The organism is Peribacillus sp. GL_122, from assembly GCF_057835005.1.
In genome coordinates this window covers 3,618,483-3,643,398 of the sequence record NZ_CM174415.1, presented here as the reverse complement: position 1 = coordinate 3,643,398, position 24,916 = coordinate 3,618,483, and the positions used below count along the sequence as shown (strand labels likewise).

Here is a 24,916-nt window from a genome sequence, read left to right as displayed (position 1 = left end):
CTAATATTCAAGGATAACTGGCCATTCATTCAGAAAATGTTTCTAGAAATTTGACGGCGCCTTTGGAAAGATAGCGTTCTTCGAGCCAAATAAGGGCGGCTTCCGATTGTACTTCACAATCTATCAATTCGATTATTTTAATACCTTGGGTTGAAAACGATTTGGATGTGGTTCGTGGCATGATGGTAGCGCCTATTCCTTCCTTCACCAAAGATAAAATCATTGCAGCATCAGGACATTCACATACAATCGTCGGTTCAAATCCATGTCTGAAACACTCATCCACTATAAGTTCATAAGTTCCCTGTCCGCTTACCCTATGCAGCAATAGGAGGGGATAATCCTTAATTTGTTTAAATTCGATGGAGTCTGGGATATCCCAATCTTTTGGGGTGACAAGCACAAAATCTTCCGGCGGAAGGTTAATCGATGAGAATTGCTTACCGTTAATTGGAAGCCGTACAATGGCCAACTCGATTTCCCTGTTTATTAAGCCTTCTGTCAAACGGAACGTATCACCTTCCATTAACTTGAAGCGTATGTCAGGGTATTTTACTCTAAAGGCCCTCATCCTTTGCGGAATGTAAGAAAAGCAAGTTTTTACTGACCCTATGGAAAGAGTGCCCTGTACCCCTTTACTGACTTCCTTAACTTCCAGTAGTGATTCTTCAAACTGGTTTAATAGAGCTTCGGCCTTTTTATATAGGACCTTGCCAGTTTCAGTGAGTTCAAGTTTCTTTCCATTCCGATCGAAAAGTTTTTCACCGATTTCCATTTCCATTAATTTAAGTTGCTGGCTAAGGGGGGGTTGAGCCATATGTAATTTTTTTGCGGCTTTGGTTACTTGTTCTTCCTGAACGATCGTCACAAAATACTTTAACTGCCGGATGTCCATTATATACACCTCATACATATGATTTACATATACATATTGAATTTTTTAAGTATTATATATATATCATAACATATGGTATATTTTGTTATAGGAATTAATTGAATTTTTGGAATTTATTTAATTGTAAGCGCTTCATTTAGATTGATACTAAAGGGGGATGTAAGCATGCCAGCTAAAACAGGTAAAGAATATATCGATAGGGTAGATAAAGCAAAGGCGAATGTATGGATCAATGGAGAGCAAGTAAAAGATAAGATCAGTCAACATCCAGCTTTTAAAGGGGTCATGAAATCACAGGCCGAATTATATGATTTGCAGCATGATTCCGCGAAAACTGACATCATGACTTATATTTCACCAACTTCAAACGAAAGAGTAGGGACTTCATTCATGCAGCCGCGGACTAAGGAAGACCTTGAAAAAAGGAGGAAAATGATTCAAGAATGGGCAAGGCATAATAATGGAATGATGGGACGTTCCCCTGACTATATCAACAGTGGGATGATGGCGTACGGTACTGCAGCTGATATGTTCGGCACTCAGGATTCGGCATTTGCTAAAAATATGAAAGATTATTATGAGCTCTGCAGGGAAAAGGATTTGTCGTTGACACATACCTTGATTCAACCCCAGGTTAATAGGGGAGTTAGTGCCGCAAAGCTTCCGGACCCTTACATCGCTGCACGGATTGCTGGCAAGAATTCAGAAGGGCTTATTATAAAGGGAGCCAGATTATTAGCTACACAAGGAGGAATAACGGATGAAATCATGGTTTTCCCTTCAACATTGCTTAAACAATCGGAAGAAGAAAATCCTTATGCATTCGCATTCTCCATACCAAATAATACACCAGGGTTGAAATTCATCTGTCGTGAATCATTCGACTATGGCAAATCACATTTTGACCATCCTCTTGGTTCAAGGTTTGAGGAAATGGATACGATTATCGTTTTTGATGATGTAGTCGTTCCTTGGAATCGGGTATTTGCATATGGGGATGTCGGCATTTGCAACCAGGCTTATAATGAAAGCAATGCAGTTGTTCATATGACCCATCAGGTGGTAGCGAAGAATATCGCCAAAACCGAGTTCATTCTGGGGATTTTGCAACTAATGGCGGAAACCATCAATATCGGGCAATACCAGCATGTTCAGGAAAAAATCTCGGAAGTCATCATAGCGCTTGAAACGGTAAAGGCTTTCATTACAGCTTCGGAGGCAAACGCGAAAGTGGATAAGTGGGGAATGATGACACCCGATTTCACACCGTTAAACATAGCCCGTAATTATTATCCGAAGATTTACCCTAGATTCAGTGAAATAATGCAGCTTCTTGGAGCTAGTGGCTTAATGGCGATACCAAATGAAGCCGATTTCAATTCGGAGCTTCGACCGGATTTGGATAAATATCTTCAAGCCGCGAATGGTGGAGCCTATGACAGGGTTAAATTGTATCGTCTCGCATGGGATGTATGCATGAGTTCATTTGGATCCAGGCAAACGCTGTACGAAAGATTCTTTTTTGGGGATCCGGTCCGTATGGCGAGCGCTTTATATAACGGCTATGATAAACAGGAATATGTGGACCGTGTCAAGGAGTTCTTGAACCGTACTGAAAACCTTGCAGAAATCAACTGAGCCCGGTAGCATTGGCAAAACATATTAATTTAAAGGCCTTCACGATAATGAGGAAGGCCTTTAAATTTGAAATATTGTTCATTAATTATATCGATCATGGATATTATTCTTTTTATATGTGCCAAAATCACTGAATTCAATAAGTTCCATGGAGAGGGCTAGATATCTTTTTGAAAAGAGGGATGCCAAATGGGATTCAATCGTTTCGAAAAGTTGGTCACATACTTTGGTTTTATCACTGTCTTTGCGTCCAGCGCCAATTTTTAGTATGGCATGAACAAAGGCATCATCCTCTGTACCATCGGCAACACGATAATGCTTCAATTCAATGGCCCGGGATCGAATGCCGCCAATCGGAAAGATGGAAGGATAGGATATCAGTACATCATTCACCTTCCTTAATAAGCCGTCAATCTGGATTTCATCTTTGATATTATCCGTATATTCAATAATGATATGAGGCATGTGATCAGTCCCTTCCGTTAATTATGGATTTTTAGATGCGGCCGATCCCCGCCTTCAGTAAATATATCGTCACCGACTATTGTGTTAACGAGTTTCCCGATACCTTCAATTTCAGTGATGATTTCATCGCCTACTGCAGTATCCGCCAATCCTTCAGGTGTGCCTGTCAATATGATATCCCCTGGGCTCAATGTCATGAAGCTGCTAAAATATTCAATTAAATCAGCAATGCCGAAAATCATGTCTTTCGTGTTGCCTTGCTGAGTCAATTTTCCGTTGACGTAAGTTTTTATGGCTAGATTCGAAGGATCTGGAATATCCTCGGCATCGACAAGCCAAGGCCCAATTGGGGTGCAGGTATCGCGATTTTTGACCTTTAGGTTAGGTCGGTAGTAATTCTCCAGATAATCCCGTATTGCATAATCATTTGCAATCGTATATCCACTTACATACTTAAAGGCTTCTTCCTTTTTTATGTTCTTCGCCTTTTTACCTACGACGACTGCAAGTTCACATTCATAATGCATATAAGCTGCATCAGCAGGCCGTCTTGTCTGTCCCCGGTGGCCGATAAAGGTATTGGGACCTTTTAAGAACGCAAGGGGTTCTTCCGGGGCTTTAAAAGCAAGCTCTTTCGCATGGTCTGCATAATTCAAGCCAAGCGCGAAGACAGTTCGTGGTTCCACAGGGGGAAGCCAGACAACATCCTGCTCATTGACAATCCTGCCATCCGCCAATTGGAGCTGGCCATAATATTCACTTGCTGAATGTATGGCACCTGCATAGGCTACACGTGCTCTCTTCATAAAATCCCCTCCAGTGATAGTTTTTTCTCGGAAATGATGGTATTTTCCAAATATCCGATTTCGTCTATTTCTATTCTGACATGATCATTGGCTTTTGCCAGCGGTGCATTCTCTGGAACACCAACTAGAAGGACGTCACCCGTACTCAAAGTCATGAAGTCAGTTACATCCTCAATAAGGCGGGATATGGAGCGAATTAGATTTGAAGTTGAATTTTCCTGTCTTAACTCTCCATTTATATATACACGAATTCCTAAAGAATCGGGGTTGGAGATGGATTCCTTGGATACGACCCATGGACCGATCGGGCAAAATCCATCACGGGCTTTATGGCGGATAGCAGGACGGAAAACGCTCTCATGCGGAATGCTAATATCATTGGCGATCGTAAAACCTTCTATATAATCTAATGCATGTTCTTTCTTGACTCTTGTGGCCGTTTTACTGATTACTATTCCAAGTGCGGCCCCGATTTCCAATTCATGTATGCCGTTTGGAAGGGGAACTGGATTTGAAAAAGACGAAAACGTGTTTCTAGGTTTAATATAAAGGATCGGCCCTTTAGGAGGTTCATTATAAGGAGGATGGTAGACCTTTTCCTTCAATGCTTCCAATGATCCTTTATAGTTTAATAATGTTCCATATACGGTTCCTGAAATAGGGTTATCCAACTTGATTTGTGATACCTCATACTTATCGCCGTTCATTAATATATAGCGGTTCGACAGTATTTCCATTTCTTCTGAATAATCTGACTTTTGGAGTTTCACTCTTGCTTTTGCCATGGACACTCACCCCTCGTTTTTATTATTAATCATATATGATATCGTATATGATTTATTGTTTAAGTTCAACATATTTAGATTATTCAGTATAATTAGACAAAAAATGTTAGAAAAAAGATGGGTTTCAACAGATAAATGCCTTGAACATTTAGTTAGTATGAAGCTAGGAATTCAAATTGAAAGATTGTGAATGGGGGATGTTCCGATGATGAATGGTAAAGAGTATTTAGAAAGTTTACGAGATGGAAGAACGGTATTCTTGAACGGAGATAAAGTAGATGATGTGACGACACACCCAGCATACCGCAATTCCGCCAGGTCAATTGCCCAACTATATGATGCTCTCCATGATCCGGTTACTGCACGGATTTTAACGGCCAAGACAGATGAAGGTCATACTACCCATAAGTTCTTCAAGGCCTCAAAGAACGCAACAGAGCTGCTTGAAGCAAGGGATGCGATAGCACAATGGTCAAAATTGAGCTATGGTTTCATGGGTCGTACCCCTGACTACAAAGCTGCTTTTACAGGATCATTGGGACCGTATAGCGATTTTTATAAGGGATTTGAAGATAATGCGAAAAGATGGTATGAAAAAACCACAAGGGACGTTCCCTTCTGTAACCATACAATTATAAATCCGGCAATGGACAGGAATAAACCGCTACATGAAAATAAAGAGGTATTTGTGCGTACGGTGGAAGAGCGGGATGATGGGATAATCGTAAGCGGAGCCAAAATGGTTGGAACTTCTGCAGCACTGACGAATTATAATTTTGTCGCGAATTATTCTCCTGTCGATCTTGGGGAAGGAGATAGAAGCCATGCATTGATTTTCTTTGTGCCGATGAATGCGCCGGGATTAAAAATGATCAGCAGACAGTCTTTTGAAGAAACGGCTGCCAAGTCAGGCACTCCTTTCGATTACCCGCTTTCCAGTCGGTTCGACGAAAATGACGCAGTCATCGTCCTTGATCATGTATTCGTCCCATGGGAGAATGTATTCGCCTATAATAATGTGGAAATTGCAAATGGGTTTAGATCCAAGACTGGGTGGATGAATCGATATACATTTCATGGCTGCACACGCTATGCGGTGAAATTGGACTTTATGGCTGGGCTTCTGATGAAAGCTACGGAAATGGCAGGAACGAATCAATTTAGGGGAGTTCAAGCCAATATAGGGGAAGTGCTTGCTTACAGGAATATGTTTTGGGCTATCTCGACAGCGATGGCTACGGATCCGATGGAAGGGCCGAATGGCACTGTTCTACCCAATAGCACATATGCAACTGCATATAGGGTGTTCGCACCAATGGTTTGGCCAAAGGTGAAACAGATATTTGAACAAGTTGTAGCAGGTAATCTCATTCAACTCCCATCAAGCTCCAAGGATTTTTTAAACCCTGAGGTCCGTCCGTATCTCGATAAATATTATAAGGGTACAGGCGGGGTTTCGGCAGTGGAAAGGGTAAAACTGATGAAACTTATATGGGATTCCATCGGCACGGAATTTGGTGGCAGGAATGAATTATATGAAATCAATTATGCAGGTAACCATGAAAATATTAGGCTTGAAACCATGAAAATGGCAGATTTAAATGGACAATCGGATAAATTCAAAGCGTTTGTGGACTTGGCAATGGACGATTATGACCTCCATGGCTGGACAAATGATAAGTGGATAAATGCATATGAAGGCATTAATGCTGATTTGATCCAGCTCCGAATGAATTAATCTGATTAAGAAAACGTGAAAAAAAATGGTTTGTATCGGACTCCCACCGGTTTTTCCGCCACTGCATGATATGAATGCGTTTACATTCATCTTGAAAGGAAAGGTATGGAAAAAGTATAATATTATGTAAAAGGAAAGCCGGAGGGAATCATGACGAATCTTTTGAATCTTAAGAATGATGATGGTGAAATTCATTTAAATGATGAGAGGATGATCCTGACTTCCTCTTCGATTTTCGGTACTTTAAGAAAGGACTTGATCGAGAATATTGGATTTGAAAGAATGAAGTCTTTTTTAATACGTTATGGCTGGAATATCGGAGTCAATGATGCTAAAAAGGCACTAAAAGGGAATATGTCAACGGTTAAGGAGATACTGAGGCAAGGCCCCATTTTACATATGCTGCAAGGTTATACAAAAGTTAATACTATGAATCTGGAATTATCGATGGATAGTCAAGCGGAAGTGCACTCTGTAAAGGTGGAAGGGGTTTGGGTGAATTCCTATGAAGCAGAGGAACATATCACCCAGACAGGCATCGCGGAAAAGCCAGTCTGTTATACATTGACGGGATATGCAAGTGGATTTTATTCAACGGTCTGCGGTCATGAAGTGATTTTCAAGGAAAGTGCCTGTAAGGGAGCAGGGCAATCAGAGTGTAGATACGAAGGGAAATCGATACATTTATGGGGCATGGAGATTCAGGATGAGTTGAAATATTATAAAACCGAACCGATTGTACAAGAGCTTGCCGAAACATATGAAAAGCTGCTGGAGGAACGCAATAGTTTGTCAAAAGTGATGGATATTCATAATTTGCTGACAGAAGAGTTAATTAACGGAAGAAGCCTTCAATCCATAGTGAGGATGGTTTATCAGAAAACAAAAATACCTTTGTTGATGGAGAATTTCAATGGCAATCAGGTTTATCATGCTGGCTTTCAGAAAGGGAAGGTGAGGGAAGTCAGGAATCAGCTTAAATTAATGAGGGAAAATGGCCCTGTCACTTTGGAGACCGGAAGAATCGTAAAAGATGGGATGGAGCTGCTTTATACTCCCATAACGTTACAAAATAAAACTTATGGCTATTGTGCCTTTGTGCAGTCTGATCGAGTCGAAGGAAAAACGAACCTGGAAATCAATCGAATGATTCTTGAGAGGGTTTCCATGACTGGTTCCTTATTCCTCTTAAATGAGAAAAGCAGTTTTGAAGCCCTTGAAAGGGTAAAAGGTTTATTTCTTGAACAAATATTAAATAGAGAATTTGCTTCTAGAGAAGAAATAATCAAAAAAAGCATGTATATAGACGCTTCATTGGATCATCCTTTCACCATTGCGGTGCTGGGCTATCATTTTTCCTCCGATCGGGGGACAGAGAATGACTATTTCATTCAGCAGAAAATCATCGAAGAGATATATAGTTTCTTTAAGAAGCGGAATCAAGTCGTCTTAACAGCATTAAGGGATGGTAATATCGTATTGCTTATACCATTGAGTCCTGGAAATGAATTTCAATTTCTAACCAAGGAATGCATCAATCACTTATATACTGTTTTCAGCGGATATAATTTTAAAATGGGACTTAGCACAACAAGTGATGAATTGGAACGGGCTCACGATGTTTTTCAAGAAGCTTTAACCGCTTTGAATATGAATGAAGGAACTCGGGATATTACCAAATTTGAAGAAGTCGATCTGCTATCCATTTTAATGCATACTGGTAGTACTCCAGCGGTCCTGCAAAAAGCTGAGAAAATGCTGGGTCCTTTATTGATGAAAGAAGATCCAAAAATGAATGAATTATTGAAAACGCTTTATGTATTTCTGCAATGCGGTGGAAATCTTGAATGCAGCATGAAAGAATTGAACATTTCAATGAGTGGTTTACGCTATAGGATCAAAAGACTTGAAGAGCTGCTTTCCTGCCAAATAAGAAACCCTAAAAGTGCTTTTCAATTATATGCATCATTTGAAACCTTGTTAAAGGCGAAAATGATTACCATTGGTTGATTGGATTCAATCCTTTGTTTAAAAGTAGAAATGTCGATCGATACATATACAGAGATGACTTTCCTGTAATAAGAGCATGGGCATTAGTGAAAAGTAATCTACCATACAATCTGGCGAATACGCGACAAAAACATAATAAGAGTGATTTAAAAGGGCATGGAACTTCCGCTTCAAGTGATTTATTTGCTTGTAAGCAGGGCTATGGGTATAATAAGTAGAGTAAATTCATTAGTAAGTTAAGCTATTTTTGGAGGTAAATTCCGTGAAAATTACAATAAAAGATGCTAGCAAATTCGTCGATCAAGAAGTTACCATTGGAGGCTGGCTTGCCAGCAAACGTTCCAGTGGGAAAATTGCTTTCCTTCAAATCCGTGATGGCTCTGGTTTCATTCAAGGTGTGGTCGTGAAAGCTGAAGTGGGTGAAGAAATTTTCGCTCGTGCGAAATCGATTTCGCAAGAGTCATCCTTGTATGTAACAGGTGTCATTCAAAAGGATGAACGATCGCCGTTCGGTTTTGAGTTACAGGTGAAAGATATTGAAATCATACATGAATCATTGGATTATCCCATTACACCTAAAGCTCATGGTCCCGAATTCTTAATGGATAACCGCCATTTGTGGCTGCGTTCAAAACGGCAGCATGCAGTCATGAAAATCCGGAATGAAATAATCCGTGCTACATATGAATTCTTTAATGAAGAAGGTTTCGTTAAAGTGGATCCCCCAATTTTAACTGGAAGCGCACCAGAAGGAACGAGTGAGTTGTTCGCGACTAAATACTTTGATGAGGATGCATACCTTTCACAAAGTGGTCAGCTCTATATGGAAGCGGCTGCCATGGCACTTGGGAAAGTATTTTCCTTTGGTCCTACCTTCAGGGCAGAAAAATCCAAAACAAGACGACATTTAATCGAGTTCTGGATGATTGAACCAGAAATGGCTTTTATCGAATTTAAAGAAAACCTGGAGGTCCAGGAGCAATTCGTTTCTTCCATCATCCAATCCGTATTGAAAAACTGTCAGCTTGAGTTAAATACACTGGGCCGTGATACAGCGAAGCTTGAACAAATTAAAGCTCCTTTCCCGCGGATTACATATGATGAAGCCATTAAGTTCCTTCATGAACAAGGATTTGATGATATCCAATGGGGTGATGATTTTGGAGCTCCGCATGAAACTGCGATAGCGGAAAGTTATGATAAGCCTGTTTTCATAACTCATTATCCAACCAAAATCAAGCCTTTTTATATGCAGCCAGATCCTGACCGGGAAGAAGTGGTTCTTTGTGCCGATTTGATCGCTCCGGAAGGTTATGGAGAAATAATTGGCGGTTCAGAGCGGATTCATGATCAGGAATTGCTTGAACAGAGAATCAATGAGCATGGCTTGAGCGAAGATGCTTACAAATGGTATATGGAATTAAGAAAATATGGCTCTGTACCGCATTCAGGCTTCGGTTTGGGATTAGAACGCACCGTTGCATGGATCAGTGGAGTCGAGCATGTCCGTGAAACCATCCCGTTCCCACGTCTATTAAATCGATTATATCCTTGATTCCGTAAATGAAGCGGTTATCTTGCCATATTTGGCAGATAACCGTTTTTTGTTAAAATTATAAACTTATTCGGAGAGCCTTATTCATGTTATACTTAACCAGAGGTGTCCAAATACATGAATAAAGAACATTTATATGCGTGGTTTAAGGAAGGAACGATAACGATTCCATCCTTTTTGTTGACTAACTATAGTACAATGGGGCTGAATGAACAAGAAATGGTCCTATTATTACAATTGCAAAGCTTCATCGATAAAGGTAACCATTTCCCTGCACCATCCCAACTTTCTGACCGAATGACATTGCAGGAAACGGAATGTCTATTCTTGATTCAGCGTTTGGTCCAAAGGGGATTTGTTGAAATGGTGGTTGAGGAGAGCCAAGAAATCGGACAGGAAAAATATTCGTTGTCCCCACTTTATGAAAAAATGATGGACTGTTTCTTGAAAACTTTGAAACAGTCAGAGTCTGCTGAAATCCAAAAAGCGGGGGAGAGCCTTTATACGATATTTGAACAGGAGTTCGGCCGCCCTTTATCTCCATTTGAATGTGAGACATTGGCAATGTGGATGGAAGACGACCATCAACCTGAGATCATTAAGTCAGCTCTGAGGGAGTCTGTCATTTCCGGAAAATTGAATTTCCGATACATTGATCGAATTTTATTCGAGTGGAAAAAGAATGGAATTAAAACCTTGGAACAGGCAAGGGAGCAAGGACAAAAATTTAGAGTTCACCAAAAGAGGGACCGAAAGACGGAGACTGCACAACCGTTGAAAGATGTGCCTTTCTATAACTGGCTCGAGCAGTAATGTAAATTGAAGGAGAACCAATATGTTGAATAAAGCTCAAATACGATATTGTCTGGATACGATGGGTGAAATGTTTCCGGATGCCCATTGTGAGCTGAATCACTCCAATCCATTTGAATTGGTGGTTGCTGTTGCCCTGTCAGCTCAGTGTACGGATGTATTAGTCAATAAAGTCACGAAGGATTTATTTCAGAAATATAAAACGCCTGAGGATTACATAAGCGTTCCGATAGAAGAGTTGGAGAATGACATTCGCTCAATCGGTTTGTTTCGTAACAAGGCGAAGAACATACAAAAGTTGTCGCACATGCTGATCGAAGAGTACGGTAAAGAAGTCCCCAGAGATCGTGATGAGCTAGTTAAATTGCCTGGCGTTGGCAGAAAGACGGCGAATGTAGTCGTTTCCGTTGCTTTTGATGTGCCAGCGATTGCTGTGGATACCCATGTAGAGCGTGTTTCCAAGCGTCTGGGATTATGCCGTTGGAAGGATAGTGTCCTCGATGTTGAGAAAACGTTGATGGCTAAGATACCAAAGGATGAATGGTCCGTTACGCATCACCGCCTGATATTCTTTGGACGCTATCATTGCAAGGCCCAGTCACCAAGATGTGAAACCTGCCCGCTTCTCGAGTTATGCCGTGAAGGTAAAAAAAGAATGAAAAGGAAAGAAGCCAATTGACGCAGTCCATATCATTAAAAGTTCCTAAAGAACTGGACCATTCTTTGTTTTTTCCTGAAAAGGAACCCATCTTGGAAAAAGAGCGATATGCAGGTTGGAGTGAAACGATCCCATTCGAGGCTTTCCCGTATGAGTTACTTTATTATAATAATGTAGAGGCGTATGCTCCTTGGAATAAGGGGGCAATGCATGTAAAGGAACTTCTGGAAATATGGAAGGGAATTGATTCAGAATGCAGTTTGCTATTTTCTGAGCGAAAAGTGGGACAGACTTTGGGACTCATGAAGAAGGGGATCGGTTTGTTTTTAACCGCAGTCTACTGGATGCATGGGAAGCCAGTGATATTGAATGATTTCCGGGTCCAAATAGAATCCTTTAACAATATTCCGGTAAATATGGATGAAAGGCTTTCATTCATCCTTGCAAGACCTGCTTTTTTTCATTCTTATAGACAGCTTAGTGAGTTGTTCCGAGAATTTGAAAAACAATATGTGAAGTTCATGATCAAAAATAAGAACAGCCAAAAAAACGTCTAAGCTAAAAGCTTAGACGTTTTTTTAGTCAATCTTTATATATTTATTCCGTATCTTTGTTTGGATCTGGGTCCGGGTTAGGGTCAGGTTCAGGGGTTTCGACTGGTTTTTCCTCTTCTACCGTTCCGGGGTCAGTGACATCATCCCCGCCTTCGACGTCCTCATCACCCTTATTGCCATTTCCGTCATCAGTGTTGTTGCCATTTCCATTCCCATTACCATTATTATCATTGTTGCCATTTCCATTATTTCCGTTATTGTCGTTATTGCCGTTTTCACTATTTTCGCCATTGTTATTTTTGTCTTTGTCTTTGTCTTTGTCTTGTTTATCCTCTTCGCCTTCTGCAGGAGCTTCTTGTTCCGGATTTTCACCTTCGGCAGGATCTTTAATCTCCTCGTCCTCAGTACCCTCAGGGACTTCCACTTCAGCAGGTATTTTGACAGATGTACTCGCAGGATCACTTTGTTGGTTATCAACTAGAGCTACCACTGAGAAAGTATATTTACTTCCAGGGGTTGGATTAGGGATCGTTAAACTAGTATCCTTCGATTTTTTTAATACGCTCTGTGCACCGCCGTCCACGGACATCTTAACCTCGAATTGGGTATTCCCATTACCTTTAGGATATGACCATGATAGATTGATTTCATTGCTTTCCTGGTTGTAAGAAGCGTTAATGCCAGGTGAGTCGATTTTTTCATATTCTGTCGTCACTTGTGTTGGCTCGTGGCCTTTAACATAATATTCATAAGTGATTTTACTGCTTGGTGTATATTCATTAGCTTTAACAGCTGGATTCGAACCTTTGATGACTCCAACCTTCACAACACTGTCAGGTTGATCAAAGTCTTTCGTTTCTTTTGATTGAGCCATATGTTCCATTAAATTCTTAAAGATGAATTTAGGGATCCTTTGAGATGATTCACCCAGATATTCCATTTGCTCACCAGATGCATTATCATAACCAGCCCAAACCGCGACTGTATAATTCGTTGTATAACCCGCCATCCAGCTGTCTTTTACACCGGAAGATGGGATGTTATTCGCTGCACGCTGTTCAGGCGTGAAGTTGGTTGAACCTGTTTTACCGGCTACCGGGAGACTAGGTATATTGGCTAACCTTCCTGTTCCATAAGGTTCTTTCATTACGCTTTTCAACATGTCCGTCACGATGAAAGCTGTTGAATCTTTCATGACAGGCTTTGATTCCGTCTTATTTTTGATGGTTGTTTTATCACGTAAAACAATCTTTTTCACACTATGCGGTTCATTATAGATACCGTTGTTTCCGAATGAACTGTATGCACCGGCAAGTTCAAGTGTAGAAACATCCTTACCGCCGCCCAATGCTGCCGATTCGGTAATTTCCTTGTCAAAAGGAATGCCAAGGTCAGTGGCAAAATCACGTGCCCGGTCCAATCCGACTGCTTGAAGCGTTTTTAAGGCAGGAATATTTAATGACCGTGCCAGTGCTTCACGAGTGGTTACAGTACCATAATGTCGTCCTGAAGCATTTTTAAGCGGTGTTCCATTACTGTAAGTATATTCCTCATCCTTGATTTGTTGGTAGGTGGACCAGTTTAAATATTCCACGGCAGGACCATAATCCAGAATCGGCTTAATGGTCGAACCAGGTGACCGCTTGGCATCCGTTGCATAATTCCAGCCGCGTTTAACCGTCGTGTTCCTGCCGCCGCCCACTGCTTTAATTTCACCAGTTTCTGTATCGAGTAATGTGACTCCTGCTTGGAGATCTTTACTTGGATAATTGATGATTTCATCACTGTTCAACATGTTATAGACATATTCTTGGGCATCTTTATCAATGGTCGTTTGGATTTCCAAACCGTCGGTAAAGACGTTATAGTCACCCATATCCCCGACTTCCTCAATTACCAAATCGATGAATGCATCGTATGCGGTCGTATCGATTTGGCTCTTATCGATTTCTTGAAGTCCTTCAGTTATATCGATGCTTTGTGCATCTTTCATTTCTGTTTCGGTGATATATCCATGTTTATTCATTAAGTGCAGAACAATATCACGGCGTTCTTTCGCACGTTCAGGGTGTTTATACGGGTCATACCTGCTTGGGCTTTGCGGTAATCCTACAAGCATGGCCGCTTCGTTCAATTTCAATTCGCTAAGATCTTTTCCATAATAAGTTTGCGATGCAGTTAAGATCCCGTTGGCGCGGTTTGCAAAGAATATCTTATTCACATACATTTCGAAAATTTCTTCTTTTGTATATTTTCTTTCAAGCTGAATGGATAGCCACATTTCCTGGACTTTCCTTTTAATGGTCTTATCAGGTGTTAAATAAGAACGCTTGATAACCTGCTGGGTCAATGTACTTGCACCCTCTGAGCCGAATCCGTTTTTGAAGTTAGCTATGACGGCACTGCCCAGACGTAAGAAATCGACCCCGTGGTGTTCATAAAAACGTGAATCTTCCGTTGCCAGGAAAGCTTCTTCGACTAAATCGGGAATATCTTCATAATTTACATAATCCCGGTTTTCCTTTCCGATTTCAGCTAGCAATTTACCATTTTCATCGAGAATCTTGGATGTGACCGGATCTTTCAAAAGCTTTTCGTCAAGTTTTGGAGCGTCGCTTATAAAGTAAGCCATTGCAGCTCCACCGGCAACAAGGCCTATTATTCCGATTGTAACAAGTATAAGGAAAATTCGCTTAAGCATATTGGTTGGCTTTTTAGGACCTTTATTCTGTCCGTTTTTTTGAGTCTGCCCCTGCTTTCGGCGTTCTTCTCTAGTATTATATTTTTCAGCCATTACAGCTAACCTGCCTTTCTAAAAAAACTAAAAATTTTCTGCGATGAGCGAATCTACTACTTTAATATAGTCAATTCTCGGTTGAAAGCCAAGAGTAATCTTTCGTGAACTGCTTTCAACCTCTTGAAGAGTTATAGATTTGCGTCCGCCTTCTTTCATTCTTTTCCAATAAAAACTCAGTTGTTCAGAACTCATTAGATATATATCTTCCATTGCGGAAAACCGGATGATGACAAACGCAATTCCGTCATGCTGAACGATATGTTTCATATGTTCAATTTGATGGTCATGAAAATTCTTCAAAGGGAACGAACTGCTGTTTTTCGTTTCCTTTGCTTCAAAATCAATGTACTTTCCTTTATAAACACCATTGTAATCGGTGGTCGATGCTTGTTTGAAATAAGCCTCTTTAATGACTGCAGCACTTCTTTTCGGATAGTGGACATCGACAATTTGAATGGGTGTCGGTTTTTTATGGATGACGGCAATGCCGTGTGCTAAATAATACTGATTGGTTTCGTTCAAATCGTCTTCCAATGTTTTTCCCCGGTTGCTGTAACTGATTTTTTTTAGTGGGCTTTTCTTTTCTTCCATAGCCTGCGGTACAAACTTTCGTCCATTGGGATAATGAAATGCCACTTTTACCCCTCCTTTTTTTTCACTTTTCTATATTAGCAAAAAAAGAATCCAATATGTGAATAAAAAGAATTGTTTCTTAGAACGATAGGATTTATGTACAACTATATGTCACAATTCATCGCTATGGAAAGGCTGGACTCATAGATGCGAATGTTAAAGACGGAAAAGCAATTGCTCCATTCCATAAAAGCCCAAACCGCTAAAGGGAATAGGGATAATATATCAAGAACAAAAGCATATGAACAATTTTTTAGAATGCATCCAGAAATACAATGGTCTTTTTTAGCTGGGATGGTTTCTAGGAATGCAGGCTGGAATATGTGTGATCTTGAAGGAATTTGGTTTTCCCATTTGCTTGGCCTTAAATATAGGCATCACTTATTCCTAACGTATGAAGAAGCCAACTGGAGAATATTCCAAGATGCGTATCCGCAATTACTTCTCTATCATTATTCGACGAAGTATGGACGTCCTTTGTTTCACTTATGTCATTATTTTTTTATTACCAAATTCATGAAGAACGAATGGTATTCCTTTTGGAAACATGGAGATCGTGAAAAATTAGTCACTGCGCTTATCATAAATGAACAAAACATCATTGAAGAACCGGTTATTAAAAAGCAATCTTTCGTTTTTCATTCTCTATTATTTTTCCTGCAGGACTGGATGCATTTTAGCACCGTTTTATTTCCAACTTGCAATGGAGAACTGTATGGCTCGTCGGTTTCGCATTTTAGAAATATAGATAAAAGGATTGAATTGGGGAAAAGGTTGGCTGGCCTTTTGTTTTCTGAAGATTTGTTTCCGCGCTTTTTTGAATTTTCCTGCAGGACTGAACCAACGGGTGCCAGATATGATTATGAACAATATCGAAAAAAGCCTAGGTACCATGAAACCCCGATGCTGAGGGGCGTATATCCTGTGATTCATCATCGAGCAGGGGAGACAGAGCAATGGGATATGAAAAAAAGGGTTAAAAAAAAATGGTTTATTGAACCCAAATGGGAAGAAGAGCCGTATTTGACCGATTGGTATGACCATAAACAAAAGCAGCTGCACACGGCAGCAATAATCAAAAATTTGATTTTATAATAGGAAACAGGGAAGGCGTCGATTAAGCCTTCCCTGTTTATCGTTCAGTATTTATGTCTTACGTAGAGGGGCGGTTTTCTCCACTAAGTTTCGGGTTTCCCGTTCCTGCCTTTTTAGTGGGCGCCTTTTGTCGTTTTTCGTTTTTTTGCTGTCTGCTTTCATTCGACTGCATAAAATCACCTCCTGTCTGTATTCTTGTTTAAAACTTCATTCTTCATTCTGCCATTGTTGTCGAAGGGCATAATAAATTAAGTGAATTGCACTTTCTTTGCCGATTCCCTTCTAGTTTTGTCAGTCATGAAGGGCTTTCAGATAAAAAAAAGAATAGTACAGGTAAAGAATGGGAGGGATCAGCATGGTCAATAAAAGTGTCGCAACAGAAGAGATATTAAGGATGATAGCTGAGATCAGTACCAGCCTGGATCGTTTGGAAATTTCATATGGGGAAACTGTAAATACAGTGCGGTGCAAACTATGGGCGGAGCAATATACCTTAGTTAATGAAGCCCAGGAAGCCATTGAGAAAGCCGAGGATTATTGGGTAAATGCTGAAGGTCCAAACCACTCCTTTTCCATTGTCCCGGAAAAAAGAATGATAAAGCACAAGGTTTTCACGGAATTGCCCGTATAAGCCAGAGGAATATCATTTTATAAAGAACTGGATTATACTTAGGGAAACAATTGTACGGAGGAATTTAATGTGCAAAAAGAAAAAATGCAGCTATTAACAGAACAATTAATACAATATACGGTCAATGCGGATGAGATTTATGAGGGTGTACGCAAGGAAGGAAAGGAAAAGGATTTCTTTTCGGAAGTCAAGCCGTTTGCAGACCTGGTCAGGACCGCATGCATCGAATGGGAAACCGGAATGAAGGAGTGGATGAAAGAAACCGAATTCAGGCATCTTTTCCCCGAGCAAATCGAACAAACCGCCCATAACCTTTCTGATGTGGCCGTTCAGGCATTTTTTCCTAAAACAAGTTATAAGCGATTTAAAAGCCACGTCCAATCGGTCGAATTCATCCTTAATAATGTAAAAATGGAAATCGATCGGATTTTATCATAAAAACACCTACACTATATTACCTCTTTTTTCATATATTATCAGAACCATGTAATGAAAAAAGAGGAGGGCTCATTGACATGATGAGATCCGGTTTTAACCAAATCTCCCCAAATCAAGGACAGTTTCCTCAACCAATGCCGGAATATTGGGGAGGGTACCAACAGCCAATGCCGTATCCTCCGCAAAATAATCATAATCTTGAACAATCATTTATGTATCCATATCATCTCCAGGATACAGGGGGCTATATGACGCCATATCATGATCCTTATCAGCAGGCTGCCTATCATCCATTCCAACAAGTCCAGCAGCAGGCGATGCCTGTGGGTGCTTATCCGGGCAACAGTGTAATGCAGCCAATGGCACAAATGCACCCAATCCAGTCCAATCAACAGCCGCAAGCTTTTAGTCCGTTCGCCAATCCGTTACAGCCAGCTAAAAGACCTCCAAGTCAGCAGCAGGCCCATAATCCATATCCTAAGCAGCAGTTCATGCAAAAACCCCAGCCATCGGGTTTCAAATCGGTCATGAATCAATTCAAAACACAAGATGGCTCCATGGATATAACGAAGATGATGAATACAGCCGGACAAATGATGAATACTGTTTCACAAGTATCTTCAATGGTCAAAGGTGTAGGGGGCTTCTTCAAAGCTTAGATGGTGAATAAAGGAAAAGCAGACTTATAAGTGACCAGCCACTTTTTTAAGTCTGCTTTTATTCATGCCTAATGAATTTCAATCCGATTCCCTCTGATTTTGGGTAGGTTAAGCGTGAGGATGCCATCGCGATGTCGCGCGGTCACATTTGCTTCATCAATCGGCTTTGGAAAGGAAATGGTCCTTGATAAAGTACCGGCTGCAACTTCCTTTTGGAACAATCCTTGATTTTTATGCTTTCTATCTACATGCTTTGCAGATATGGTTACGGCATGGGACAGTACATCAATTGATATTTGGCTGCGTGCAATTCCGGGCAGGGTGGCAGTAAGGGTATATTCTGAATGCGTTTCGTGAACATCAACCGGAAAGCTGCGTTCTTTCGCCGAACCGAAGAACTCGTCAAGAGATTGCAGCATGCCTTTAGGGGGCCTCTCGGAAAACAGCCGATCCATTTTGTTAATGAAATGGGTAAAGGGTTCTATTCGATTCCGATTATTATTTTTTTCAGAAGAGGTCATCACGGTGCTCCTTTCTAAAAAATCCTTTGCCTATAGGCTATGTGAGAAATGAAGAAATGTGAATGCACTGTTGGGTTTCAGATACAGGTCTATAGGGAATAACGTTACTGAATGATTAGTAAAGGAAATGAGGGGTTAATATGACAGATGGCAAGCTTTCCTACATAGACACCGGGAAAGGTAATGAAACATTGTTGTTTATCCATGGGTTTTGCGGAAGCCATGAATATTGGAGTGACATCATTGCTGAATTAAAGGGTGAATACCGGATTATTGCCGTTGATTTACGGGGGCATGGTGCAAGTGAGGAAATAGATGGATCTTTCTCGATTGAAGATATGGCTGCTGATATTGCTTCATTTTTGGAAGAACTGGAAATCGGGCAGGTCTATATGTTTGGTCATTCGCTTGGGGGATATATCACCTTGGCATTCGCAGAAAGGTTTCCTGGGAAATTGTCTGGTTTTTCATTGGTACATTCCACCGCTTTCCCGGACGATGAGACTGGAAAGGCTGGGCGCTTAAAGTCTGTCGAGAAAATCGAAAGTGAGGGAATCCCCGCTTTCATTGACGGACTTATACCAAAGCTTTTCGCTAATTCCGATGATCCCAATATTGACCATATAAAGGAAATCGGATATAAAACAAGTGAAATTGGTGCAATAGGGTCTTTACATGCTATGAGGAACAGAATTGACAGAAATCATGTACTCAAAGATACGGAGTTGCCAGTCCTATTGGTTGCAGGTGAACAGGATAAGGTGATTCCCGTTGATAAAACCTTCTCTGTAAAAGGGAGCCATATCAATGAAGTTATACTTAAGGGCAGCGGCCATATGGGAATGTTGGAAGCTCCAAGCAGGCTAATCGAAGAAATCATTCGCTTTGTCGAGAAGAATTAAATGAAAAAAGACCGAGCTGGAAACGAGATGGTGACGTTTCCAGCTTTTTTTTTTTGAAAAGGAAATAGTTTCCCTTTTGCATAGAACGTTCATTCGGTAGAATAGGAGTATGAGGTGGTCATATGAAACTGCGAAAAAATTTACAAGAAGTCATCAATGATTTAAAAACAAATGAGGATTTTAAAGATAATATAGCACATTGGCAAGTAATTGAAGCAAAAGAGGCAAAACATGTACCATTTCCCGATGCAATGAATGATAAAATCAAGCATGCTCTTGAATTACGGGGGATAAATGGATTGTATACCCATCAGGCAACTGCATTTGATACTGCTGTCGGTGGGAATAGCCTTGTAGCGGTCACACCTACTGCTTCTGGAAAAACATTATGCTATAATTTGCCGGTCCTTCAAAAAATACTGGAAGATAAAAAAACTAGGGCGCTTTATATTTTTCCGACAAAAGCGCTGAGTTATGATCAAAAGAGCGAATTGAATGAAATGATTCATGAAATGGATGCTGAGATAAATAGTTATACATACGATGGGGACACACCTTCAAATATCAGGCAAAAAATCCGCCAGGCAGGGCATATCGTGATCACCAATCCTGATATGCTCCATTCCGGAATCCTGCCCCATCATACGAAATGGGTCTCTTTGTTTGAAAACTTGAAGTATGTGGTAATCGATGAACTTCATATTTACCGCGGCGTTTTCGGAAGTCATACAGCCAACGTCATAAGAAGGTTAAAAAGGATCTGCAAGTTTTATGGAAGCGACCCTGTATTCATCTGTACATCGGCTACGATCAATAACCCAAAAGAGTTGGCAGAAGAGCTCACGGAAAAACAAATGGTCCTAATCGATAATAACGGAGCCCCAAGTGGTAAAAAGCATTTTGTGTTTTACAATCCCCCAATAGTAAATAAACCGCTGAACATACGAAGGAGCGCGGTTTTGGAAGTCCGGAAACTGGCAAATGAATTTTTGAAAAATAAAATTCAAACAATCGTTTTTGCGCGAAGCAGGGTTCGTGTGGAAATTCTATTGACATATTTACAGGAACTTGTGTCAAAGCAATTGGGGCCAAAGTCGATCAGGGGCTATCGCGGTGGATATCTGCCAACACAGCGCAGAGAAATTGAACAAGGACTCAGGGATGGTTCCATTTATGGAGTGGTTTCCACAAATGCGCTTGAGTTGGGCGTCGATATCGGCCAGCTTCAGGTTTGCATAATGACTGGTTACCCTGGATCCATATCGAGTGCTTGGCAACAGGCGGGACGAGCAGGTAGAAGGCATGGTGAAGCATTGATCGTCATGGTCGGCAGTTCTAGTGCCCTAGATCAATATATCGTACAGCATCCCGAATATTTCTTTACCAGAAATCCAGAAACTGCCAGAATCAATCCGGATAATCTTTTGATCTTGGTTGATCATGTAAAATGTGCAGCATATGAGCTTCCATTTAAAAAAGGCGATACCTTTGGGAAAACAGAGATTATGGACGTTCTTGAATTCCTTACGGAAGAAAGGGTCTTACACTTAAATGGGGACAAATGGCATTGGATGAATGATGCTTTTCCCGCAAGCAATATCAGCCTGCGTTCAGCGGCACAGGAAAATGTCGTGATCATCGACCAAACGAATGCACCGGTTAATCGGGTCATAGGGGAAATGGATACGTTCAGTGCAATGACCCTCCTCCACGATGAAGCCATCTATTTGCACCAGGGAATTCAATTTCAGGTGGAAGAACTTGATTGGGATGAAAAGAAAGCTTATGTACGTGAAGTCAATGTGGACTATTATACGGATGCCAACCTTGCTGTTCAGTTGTCTGTATTGGAAGTCGATAAACAGCGAACTTTCGCTTCCACAGCAGCTGCTTTTGGTGATGTCGCAATCCGGGCGATGCCTACGATCTTCAAAAAAATCAAATTCGAAACTCATGAGAATATTGGTTCAGGACCAATCAGTCTCCCGGAGATGGAACTGCACACGAGTTCAGCCATGCTTTCCATGGATCCCGATATATTTAAGTGGGACGAAAATCGGATAGAACAAGGAATGATAGGTGCCTCCCATGCTCTTAATTACATGATTCCGCTACATGTTATGTGCGATCCGCATGATATTCATGTTTATCCGCAGGTTAAGGCAGCACATAATGAAAAACCGACCATTTTTATCTATGATAGTTATCCGGGAGGCATAGGGTTAAGTGATAAAGTATATGAAAACTCTGAAGTCATTCTGCTTGAAACAATATCAATGATCGAAAATTGCGCTTGTGAAAGCGGCTGTCCTTCCTGTATCGGGACGGAATCCGCAACGAAAACAGCCAAGAGTGATGCCAAACAATTATTGGGTCAATTTTGTAAGCAAAAACATTAATAGATTACAGTGATAAGTGAAAAGAGGTGTAATTTTATGTCCTTAAAAAATAAATTGAACCGTATGAAAACGCATATGAACCTAGGGGAACATCCTACTCCTGTAAAAGAAGATGACCAGACAGTGAATGAAGAAATTCCTTACTATGAAAAGTGGCTGGAGAATGATACCGTTTCCTTTCATTTCGATGGTGACTATTGTTTCATTAGGGAAGTCCGCTACCCTATAAATCACAAACACGGGTTATATGCATTTTCCGAGCTGAAAAAGGTTGTAAAAGAGTGGAATCAAACTTCATTGGAGCATCCACTATCCGCTAGGGGCGTTAAAAGTGAAGATCTGTTTTTCTTCGATACGGAAACAACAGGGCTTGGAGGTGGAGCCGGCAATACCATTTTTTTACTTGGCTATGCATATTTAGAAGGTGAAGAAGTAGTCGTGAAGCAACATATCCTTCCGCAGCCTGGAAGTGAAATCCCGCTTTATCAAAGCTTTCTGGAAAACATCAATTACGAAACACTTGTCACATATAATGGTAAATCCTTTGATTGGCCCCAGCTAAAAACCAGACATACCTTGATAAAAGAGCATGTACCAAAACTACCGGAATTCGGACATTTCGATTTATATCATGCTTCAAGACGCCTTTGGAAAAACAAATTGGAACGAGTGAAATTATCAGCAGTTGAAACAGATATTCTAGGTGTTTATAGGGAGGATGATATTCCTGGATATTTGGCGCCGATGATTTATTTTGATTTTGTTGAGCGGAAGAATCCGGAAATTCTGTTTGGAATCATGAAGCATAATGAATTGGATATCTTATCACTGATCACATTGTATATTCATTTATCCCGAAAAATCCTCCAAATCGATGGATATACGGAAGAGTCCATGGAAATTGCACGATGGCTCGCTTATTTGGGAAAAAAAGAGGAGTCAGTTGAGACATATCAAAAAATATTGGAAGCAGGAAATGAGGAAGATCGGATAATCGCTGGCCATGCCTTAGCCTTCCAGAAAAAGAAGCAAAAACTATTCAATGAAGCTTTGGAGATTTGGAAGGAAGCCGCCTTAAAAGGAAATGTGCAAATAAGGATACAGGCACAGATTGAATGTGCAAAATTATATGAACATCAATTTAAGGACGTCGGTCTTGCTCTAAAATGTTCAATAATCGCACTTCAAGAGATGGTGAGCGAAGGGACCCTGCCAGGGAAAAAACAATCGGAATTGGAAAAGAGGATCCATCGGCTCGAAAAGAAAGAGCAATCTAAGGGTATTTCTATATAATATATGGGAATTGAATTGGTCTTTTAGTGCAAAAGGATTAAAATAAAAAATATGTATACAATTATTGTAGCCTTCAACTATTATGTGTAAAATGGAAAGAGTTGAGGGTGAAATTCTGAAGCGTTCATTTCATTCCTTTACATCATAAATTCAAGGTGAAAGCGGAGCGAAGAAATGTATAAAACGACTTTATTTCTATTTTTTGTTGTCCTTTGTTTAACAATTGTTTTATTTACTTCATTAAAAGACAGTCTCTATTCCTTTTTATAGAAAATTACCCTCAGTACATTTGAAGGGATAGCATTAATATAATAGTGTACTTATCGACAGCCATACATCGTTTTATACTTATTCTGTATAATTAGGTCATTTCATCAGTACACGTATCCCCTTTTTTTCATAGTCTGTAATGGTAAGACAAAACTTATCATGATGAAAGGGGACGTATTATAATGTATTTTCGTAATTGTGGAGGAAATAAACCCAATGTAATGGGAGCATACGGGAACGCACCTGGAGTTATGGGCGCATCAACCGGTAAACACCCCCACCACGTAATGGGAGCGTCAACCGGTAAACACCCTCACAACGTAATGGGAGCGTCAACCGGTAAAAAGTCTAACGTAATGGGAGCCTATAGTCCATCGGCTGTGTCTCCAGCGCAATATGGTCCATCGGCTGTGTCTCCAGCGCAATATGGTCCATCGGCTGTGTCTCCAGCGCAATATGGTCCAACACAAACATCTCCATCTCAAGTTGCCCCAGCGCAAGTCTCTCCGACACAGCAATTTGTCAATACGAATGTATCGAACACAGTGATTCCTGTCGTTCATCCATCACATACTACAAATGTCAATAAACATGTGAACACGTTTAAACATTATTTCCCGCATACTCAATCCGTGGTGAACGAGTGCTATAATCAACACTTGATTTGTGGAAGGCCGCCGCAAAACCCATGCTGTCCGCCTGGTCATTTCGGATATTAAAAAATAAGGGCTTATAAGCCCTTGTTTTCTTACATAAGATCATGTTAAAAGGAGATTAGCCAAGCGATGAAGGTTTTGTATATGACGGGCTATAAGGCTTTTGAATTCGGGATATTCAAAAATGACCATGAAGCCGTAAAATATATAAAGAAAGCGATGAAGCAGCGTCTCCTTCCATTGGCGGAAGATGGGCTGGAATGGGTGATCATCTCAGGTCAATTGGGTACGGAACTATGGGGTGCAGAAGTGGTGTTCGAATTACAGGAGGAATATCCTCAGCTTAAATTAGGGGTGCTTACTCCTTTCCTGAAACAGGAAGAGTCATGGAACGAGACGAATCAAGACTATTACCGATCCATATTGGCCCGTGCCGATTTTGTTGAGTCCATTTTCAATAAACCATATGAAGGGCCACAACAGCTGAAAATCAAAAATAGGTATATGGTCCATAAAAGCGATGCCATGCTCATCATTTTCGAAGCTGAAAAAGAAGGATCATCCCGATATCCTTATTTCGAGGCGATGAAAAAAGCTGAAACACAGCCATACCCCATCTTTCAGATAAACTTTGATGATCTGCAACTGGCTGCTGAAGAAGCGAGCTGGTCCGAAGAATGATGGAGTGAAAATAATTATGGATTA

23 protein-coding genes are annotated in these 24,916 nt (G+C 40.6%); 16 read left to right on the top strand and 7 right to left on the bottom strand.

The annotated features are described in order from the left end of the window. Nucleotides 1-25 precede the first annotated feature (25 nt). On the bottom strand, nucleotides 26-895 hold the full coding sequence (locus tag AC3ISB_RS17525; RefSeq protein WP_179891027.1) for a LysR family transcriptional regulator: 870 nt from the start codon (nucleotides 893-895) through the stop codon (nucleotides 26-28). 165 nt (nucleotides 896-1,060) lie between these two features. Between AC3ISB_RS17525 and hpaB the strand changes: the two genes are divergently transcribed. Next, entirely contained in the window at nucleotides 1,061-2,533 is a 1,473-nt protein-coding gene (gene hpaB / locus AC3ISB_RS17520) for a 4-hydroxyphenylacetate 3-monooxygenase, oxygenase component (RefSeq protein WP_098370747.1), read from the top strand. Nucleotides 2,534-2,614: 81 nt separating this feature from the next. Here the strand turns inward: hpaB and AC3ISB_RS17515 are convergent, their stop codons facing one another. The 3 genes from AC3ISB_RS17515 to AC3ISB_RS17505 are packed head-to-tail and all read right to left on the bottom strand — an operon-like array spanning nucleotide 2,615 to nucleotide 4,589. Continuing rightward, a complete protein-coding gene (locus tag AC3ISB_RS17515) occupies nucleotides 2,615-2,998 on the bottom strand; it encodes a 5-carboxymethyl-2-hydroxymuconate Delta-isomerase (RefSeq protein WP_141993549.1) in 384 nt (127 codons plus the stop codon). Between the two features lie 17 nt (nucleotides 2,999-3,015). Then, nucleotides 3,016-3,804, bottom strand: a complete 789-nt coding sequence (locus AC3ISB_RS17510) for a fumarylacetoacetate hydrolase family protein (RefSeq protein ID WP_098370745.1) — start codon at nucleotides 3,802-3,804, stop codon at nucleotides 3,016-3,018. Further along, a complete protein-coding gene (locus AC3ISB_RS17505; RefSeq protein WP_141993548.1) occupies nucleotides 3,801-4,589 on the bottom strand; it encodes a fumarylacetoacetate hydrolase family protein in 789 nt (262 codons plus the stop codon). Before AC3ISB_RS17505 ends, AC3ISB_RS17510 begins: the two co-directional genes overlap by 4 nt. A gap of 205 nt (nucleotides 4,590-4,794) precedes the next feature. Between AC3ISB_RS17505 and AC3ISB_RS17500 the strand changes: the two genes are divergently transcribed. The 6 genes from AC3ISB_RS17500 (at nucleotide 4,795) to AC3ISB_RS17475 (ending at nucleotide 11,920) form a co-directional block, all read left to right on the top strand. Beyond that, entirely contained in the window at nucleotides 4,795-6,327 is a 1,533-nt protein-coding gene (locus AC3ISB_RS17500; protein WP_141993547.1) for a 4-hydroxyphenylacetate 3-hydroxylase family protein, read from the top strand. A 150-nt stretch (nucleotides 6,328-6,477) separates the two neighbouring features. After that, entirely contained in the window at nucleotides 6,478-8,337 is a 1,860-nt protein-coding gene (locus tag AC3ISB_RS17495; RefSeq protein ID WP_489273791.1) for a XylR N-terminal domain-containing protein, read from the top strand. A 262-nt stretch (nucleotides 8,338-8,599) separates the two neighbouring features. Further along, nucleotides 8,600-9,892 (top strand): asparagine--tRNA ligase, encoded by a 1,293-nt coding sequence (gene asnS / locus AC3ISB_RS17490; protein ID WP_141993545.1) that lies wholly within the window; start codon nucleotides 8,600-8,602, stop codon nucleotides 9,890-9,892. A gap of 117 nt (nucleotides 9,893-10,009) precedes the next feature. Beyond that, nucleotides 10,010-10,705, top strand: coding sequence for a DnaD domain-containing protein (locus AC3ISB_RS17485; protein WP_098370740.1), 696 nt, complete (start codon nucleotides 10,010-10,012; stop codon nucleotides 10,703-10,705). A gap of 22 nt (nucleotides 10,706-10,727) precedes the next feature. Beyond that, nucleotides 10,728-11,384: an endonuclease III gene (nth, locus tag AC3ISB_RS17480; RefSeq protein ID WP_076365732.1), complete on the top strand. Its 657-nt coding sequence runs from the start codon at nucleotides 10,728-10,730 to the stop codon at nucleotides 11,382-11,384. Further along, a complete protein-coding gene (locus AC3ISB_RS17475) occupies nucleotides 11,381-11,920 on the top strand; it encodes a YpoC family protein (protein ID WP_141993543.1) in 540 nt (179 codons plus the stop codon). Before nth ends, AC3ISB_RS17475 begins: the two co-directional genes overlap by 4 nt. Before the next feature lie 40 nt (nucleotides 11,921-11,960). Here the strand turns inward: AC3ISB_RS17475 and AC3ISB_RS17470 are convergent, their stop codons facing one another. Next, nucleotides 11,961-14,711 (bottom strand): PBP1A family penicillin-binding protein, encoded by a 2,751-nt coding sequence (locus AC3ISB_RS17470; protein ID WP_489273790.1) that lies wholly within the window; start codon nucleotides 14,709-14,711, stop codon nucleotides 11,961-11,963. A gap of 27 nt (nucleotides 14,712-14,738) precedes the next feature. Beyond that, nucleotides 14,739-15,350 carry a Holliday junction resolvase RecU gene (gene recU / locus AC3ISB_RS17465; RefSeq protein WP_076365738.1) on the bottom strand — a complete coding sequence of 204 codons (612 nt, stop codon included), beginning with the start codon at nucleotides 15,348-15,350 and terminating at the stop codon, nucleotides 14,739-14,741. A gap of 144 nt (nucleotides 15,351-15,494) precedes the next feature. Here recU and AC3ISB_RS17460 point away from each other — a divergent pair, with 144 nt between their 5' ends. From AC3ISB_RS17460 to AC3ISB_RS17445, 4 genes are all read left to right on the top strand, one after another. Next, nucleotides 15,495-16,442: a DUF2515 family protein gene (locus AC3ISB_RS17460; protein WP_098370737.1), complete on the top strand. Its 948-nt coding sequence runs from the start codon at nucleotides 15,495-15,497 to the stop codon at nucleotides 16,440-16,442. A 355-nt stretch (nucleotides 16,443-16,797) separates the two neighbouring features. Further along, the gene (locus AC3ISB_RS17455) at nucleotides 16,798-17,073 is read left to right on the top strand and encodes a hypothetical protein (RefSeq protein WP_098370736.1); all 276 of its coding nucleotides are present in this window, start codon (nucleotides 16,798-16,800) and stop codon (nucleotides 17,071-17,073) included. Between the two features lie 69 nt (nucleotides 17,074-17,142). Then, entirely contained in the window at nucleotides 17,143-17,511 is a 369-nt protein-coding gene (locus tag AC3ISB_RS17450) for a YppE family protein (RefSeq protein WP_489273789.1), read from the top strand. 77 nt (nucleotides 17,512-17,588) lie between these two features. Next, nucleotides 17,589-18,170, top strand: a complete 582-nt coding sequence (locus tag AC3ISB_RS17445) for a YppG family protein (RefSeq protein ID WP_489273788.1) — start codon at nucleotides 17,589-17,591, stop codon at nucleotides 18,168-18,170. Nucleotides 18,171-18,238: 68 nt separating this feature from the next. Here AC3ISB_RS17445 and AC3ISB_RS17440 read toward each other — a convergent pair whose 3' ends face one another. Further along, the gene (locus AC3ISB_RS17440) at nucleotides 18,239-18,691 is read right to left on the bottom strand and encodes an Hsp20/alpha crystallin family protein (RefSeq protein ID WP_489273787.1); all 453 of its coding nucleotides are present in this window, start codon (nucleotides 18,689-18,691) and stop codon (nucleotides 18,239-18,241) included. Between the two features lie 140 nt (nucleotides 18,692-18,831). Between AC3ISB_RS17440 and AC3ISB_RS17435 the strand changes: the two genes are divergently transcribed. The 5 genes from AC3ISB_RS17435 (at nucleotide 18,832) to AC3ISB_RS17415 (ending at nucleotide 24,892) form a co-directional block, all read left to right on the top strand. Beyond that, nucleotides 18,832-19,593 carry an alpha/beta fold hydrolase gene (locus AC3ISB_RS17435; RefSeq protein ID WP_098370733.1) on the top strand — a complete coding sequence of 254 codons (762 nt, stop codon included), beginning with the start codon at nucleotides 18,832-18,834 and terminating at the stop codon, nucleotides 19,591-19,593. 122 nt (nucleotides 19,594-19,715) lie between these two features. Beyond that, a complete protein-coding gene (locus tag AC3ISB_RS17430) occupies nucleotides 19,716-21,992 on the top strand; it encodes a DEAD/DEAH box helicase (protein WP_480338698.1) in 2,277 nt (758 codons plus the stop codon). A 36-nt stretch (nucleotides 21,993-22,028) separates the two neighbouring features. Beyond that, nucleotides 22,029-23,285: a ribonuclease H-like domain-containing protein gene (locus tag AC3ISB_RS17425; protein WP_098370731.1), complete on the top strand. Its 1,257-nt coding sequence runs from the start codon at nucleotides 22,029-22,031 to the stop codon at nucleotides 23,283-23,285. Between the two features lie 452 nt (nucleotides 23,286-23,737). Then, entirely contained in the window at nucleotides 23,738-24,274 is a 537-nt protein-coding gene (locus AC3ISB_RS17420; RefSeq protein ID WP_286176972.1) for a CotD family spore coat protein, read from the top strand. Nucleotides 24,275-24,340: 66 nt separating this feature from the next. Beyond that, nucleotides 24,341-24,892: an SLOG family protein gene (locus tag AC3ISB_RS17415; protein ID WP_098370730.1), complete on the top strand. Its 552-nt coding sequence runs from the start codon at nucleotides 24,341-24,343 to the stop codon at nucleotides 24,890-24,892. The last annotated feature ends 24 nt before the right edge of the window (nucleotides 24,893-24,916 follow it).

Bases quoted from the DNA above. Each gene is read 5' to 3' on its own strand.
- AC3ISB_RS17525 (WP_179891027.1), bottom strand. From the start codon at position 895: ATGGACATCCGGCAGTTAAAGTATTTTGTGACGATCGTTCAGGAAGAA.
- hpaB (WP_098370747.1), top strand. From the start codon at position 1,061: ATGCCAGCTAAAACAGGTAAAGAATATATCGATAGGGTAGATAAAGCA.
- AC3ISB_RS17515 (WP_141993549.1), bottom strand. From the start codon at position 2,998: ATGCCTCATATCATTATTGAATATACGGATAATATCAAAGATGAAATC.
- AC3ISB_RS17510 (WP_098370745.1), bottom strand. From the start codon at position 3,804: ATGAAGAGAGCACGTGTAGCCTATGCAGGTGCCATACATTCAGCAAGT.
- AC3ISB_RS17505 (WP_141993548.1), bottom strand. From the start codon at position 4,589: ATGGCAAAAGCAAGAGTGAAACTCCAAAAGTCAGATTATTCAGAAGAA.
- AC3ISB_RS17500 (WP_141993547.1), top strand. From the start codon at position 4,795: ATGATGAATGGTAAAGAGTATTTAGAAAGTTTACGAGATGGAAGAACG.
- AC3ISB_RS17495 (WP_489273791.1), top strand. From the start codon at position 6,478: ATGACGAATCTTTTGAATCTTAAGAATGATGATGGTGAAATTCATTTA.
- AC3ISB_RS17485 (WP_098370740.1), top strand. From the start codon at position 10,010: ATGAATAAAGAACATTTATATGCGTGGTTTAAGGAAGGAACGATAACG.
- nth (WP_076365732.1), top strand. From the start codon at position 10,728: ATGTTGAATAAAGCTCAAATACGATATTGTCTGGATACGATGGGTGAA.
- AC3ISB_RS17470 (WP_489273790.1), bottom strand. From the start codon at position 14,711: ATGGCTGAAAAATATAATACTAGAGAAGAACGCCGAAAGCAGGGGCAG.
- AC3ISB_RS17460 (WP_098370737.1), top strand. From the start codon at position 15,495: ATGCGAATGTTAAAGACGGAAAAGCAATTGCTCCATTCCATAAAAGCC.
- AC3ISB_RS17455 (WP_098370736.1), top strand. From the start codon at position 16,798: ATGGTCAATAAAAGTGTCGCAACAGAAGAGATATTAAGGATGATAGCT.
- AC3ISB_RS17445 (WP_489273788.1), top strand. From the start codon at position 17,589: ATGATGAGATCCGGTTTTAACCAAATCTCCCCAAATCAAGGACAGTTT.
- AC3ISB_RS17440 (WP_489273787.1), bottom strand. From the start codon at position 18,691: ATGACCTCTTCTGAAAAAAATAATAATCGGAATCGAATAGAACCCTTT.
- AC3ISB_RS17435 (WP_098370733.1), top strand. From the start codon at position 18,832: ATGACAGATGGCAAGCTTTCCTACATAGACACCGGGAAAGGTAATGAA.
- AC3ISB_RS17430 (WP_480338698.1), top strand. From the start codon at position 19,716: ATGAAACTGCGAAAAAATTTACAAGAAGTCATCAATGATTTAAAAACA.
- AC3ISB_RS17425 (WP_098370731.1), top strand. From the start codon at position 22,029: ATGTCCTTAAAAAATAAATTGAACCGTATGAAAACGCATATGAACCTA.
- AC3ISB_RS17420 (WP_286176972.1), top strand. From the start codon at position 23,738: ATGTATTTTCGTAATTGTGGAGGAAATAAACCCAATGTAATGGGAGCA.
- AC3ISB_RS17415 (WP_098370730.1), top strand. From the start codon at position 24,341: ATGAAGGTTTTGTATATGACGGGCTATAAGGCTTTTGAATTCGGGATA.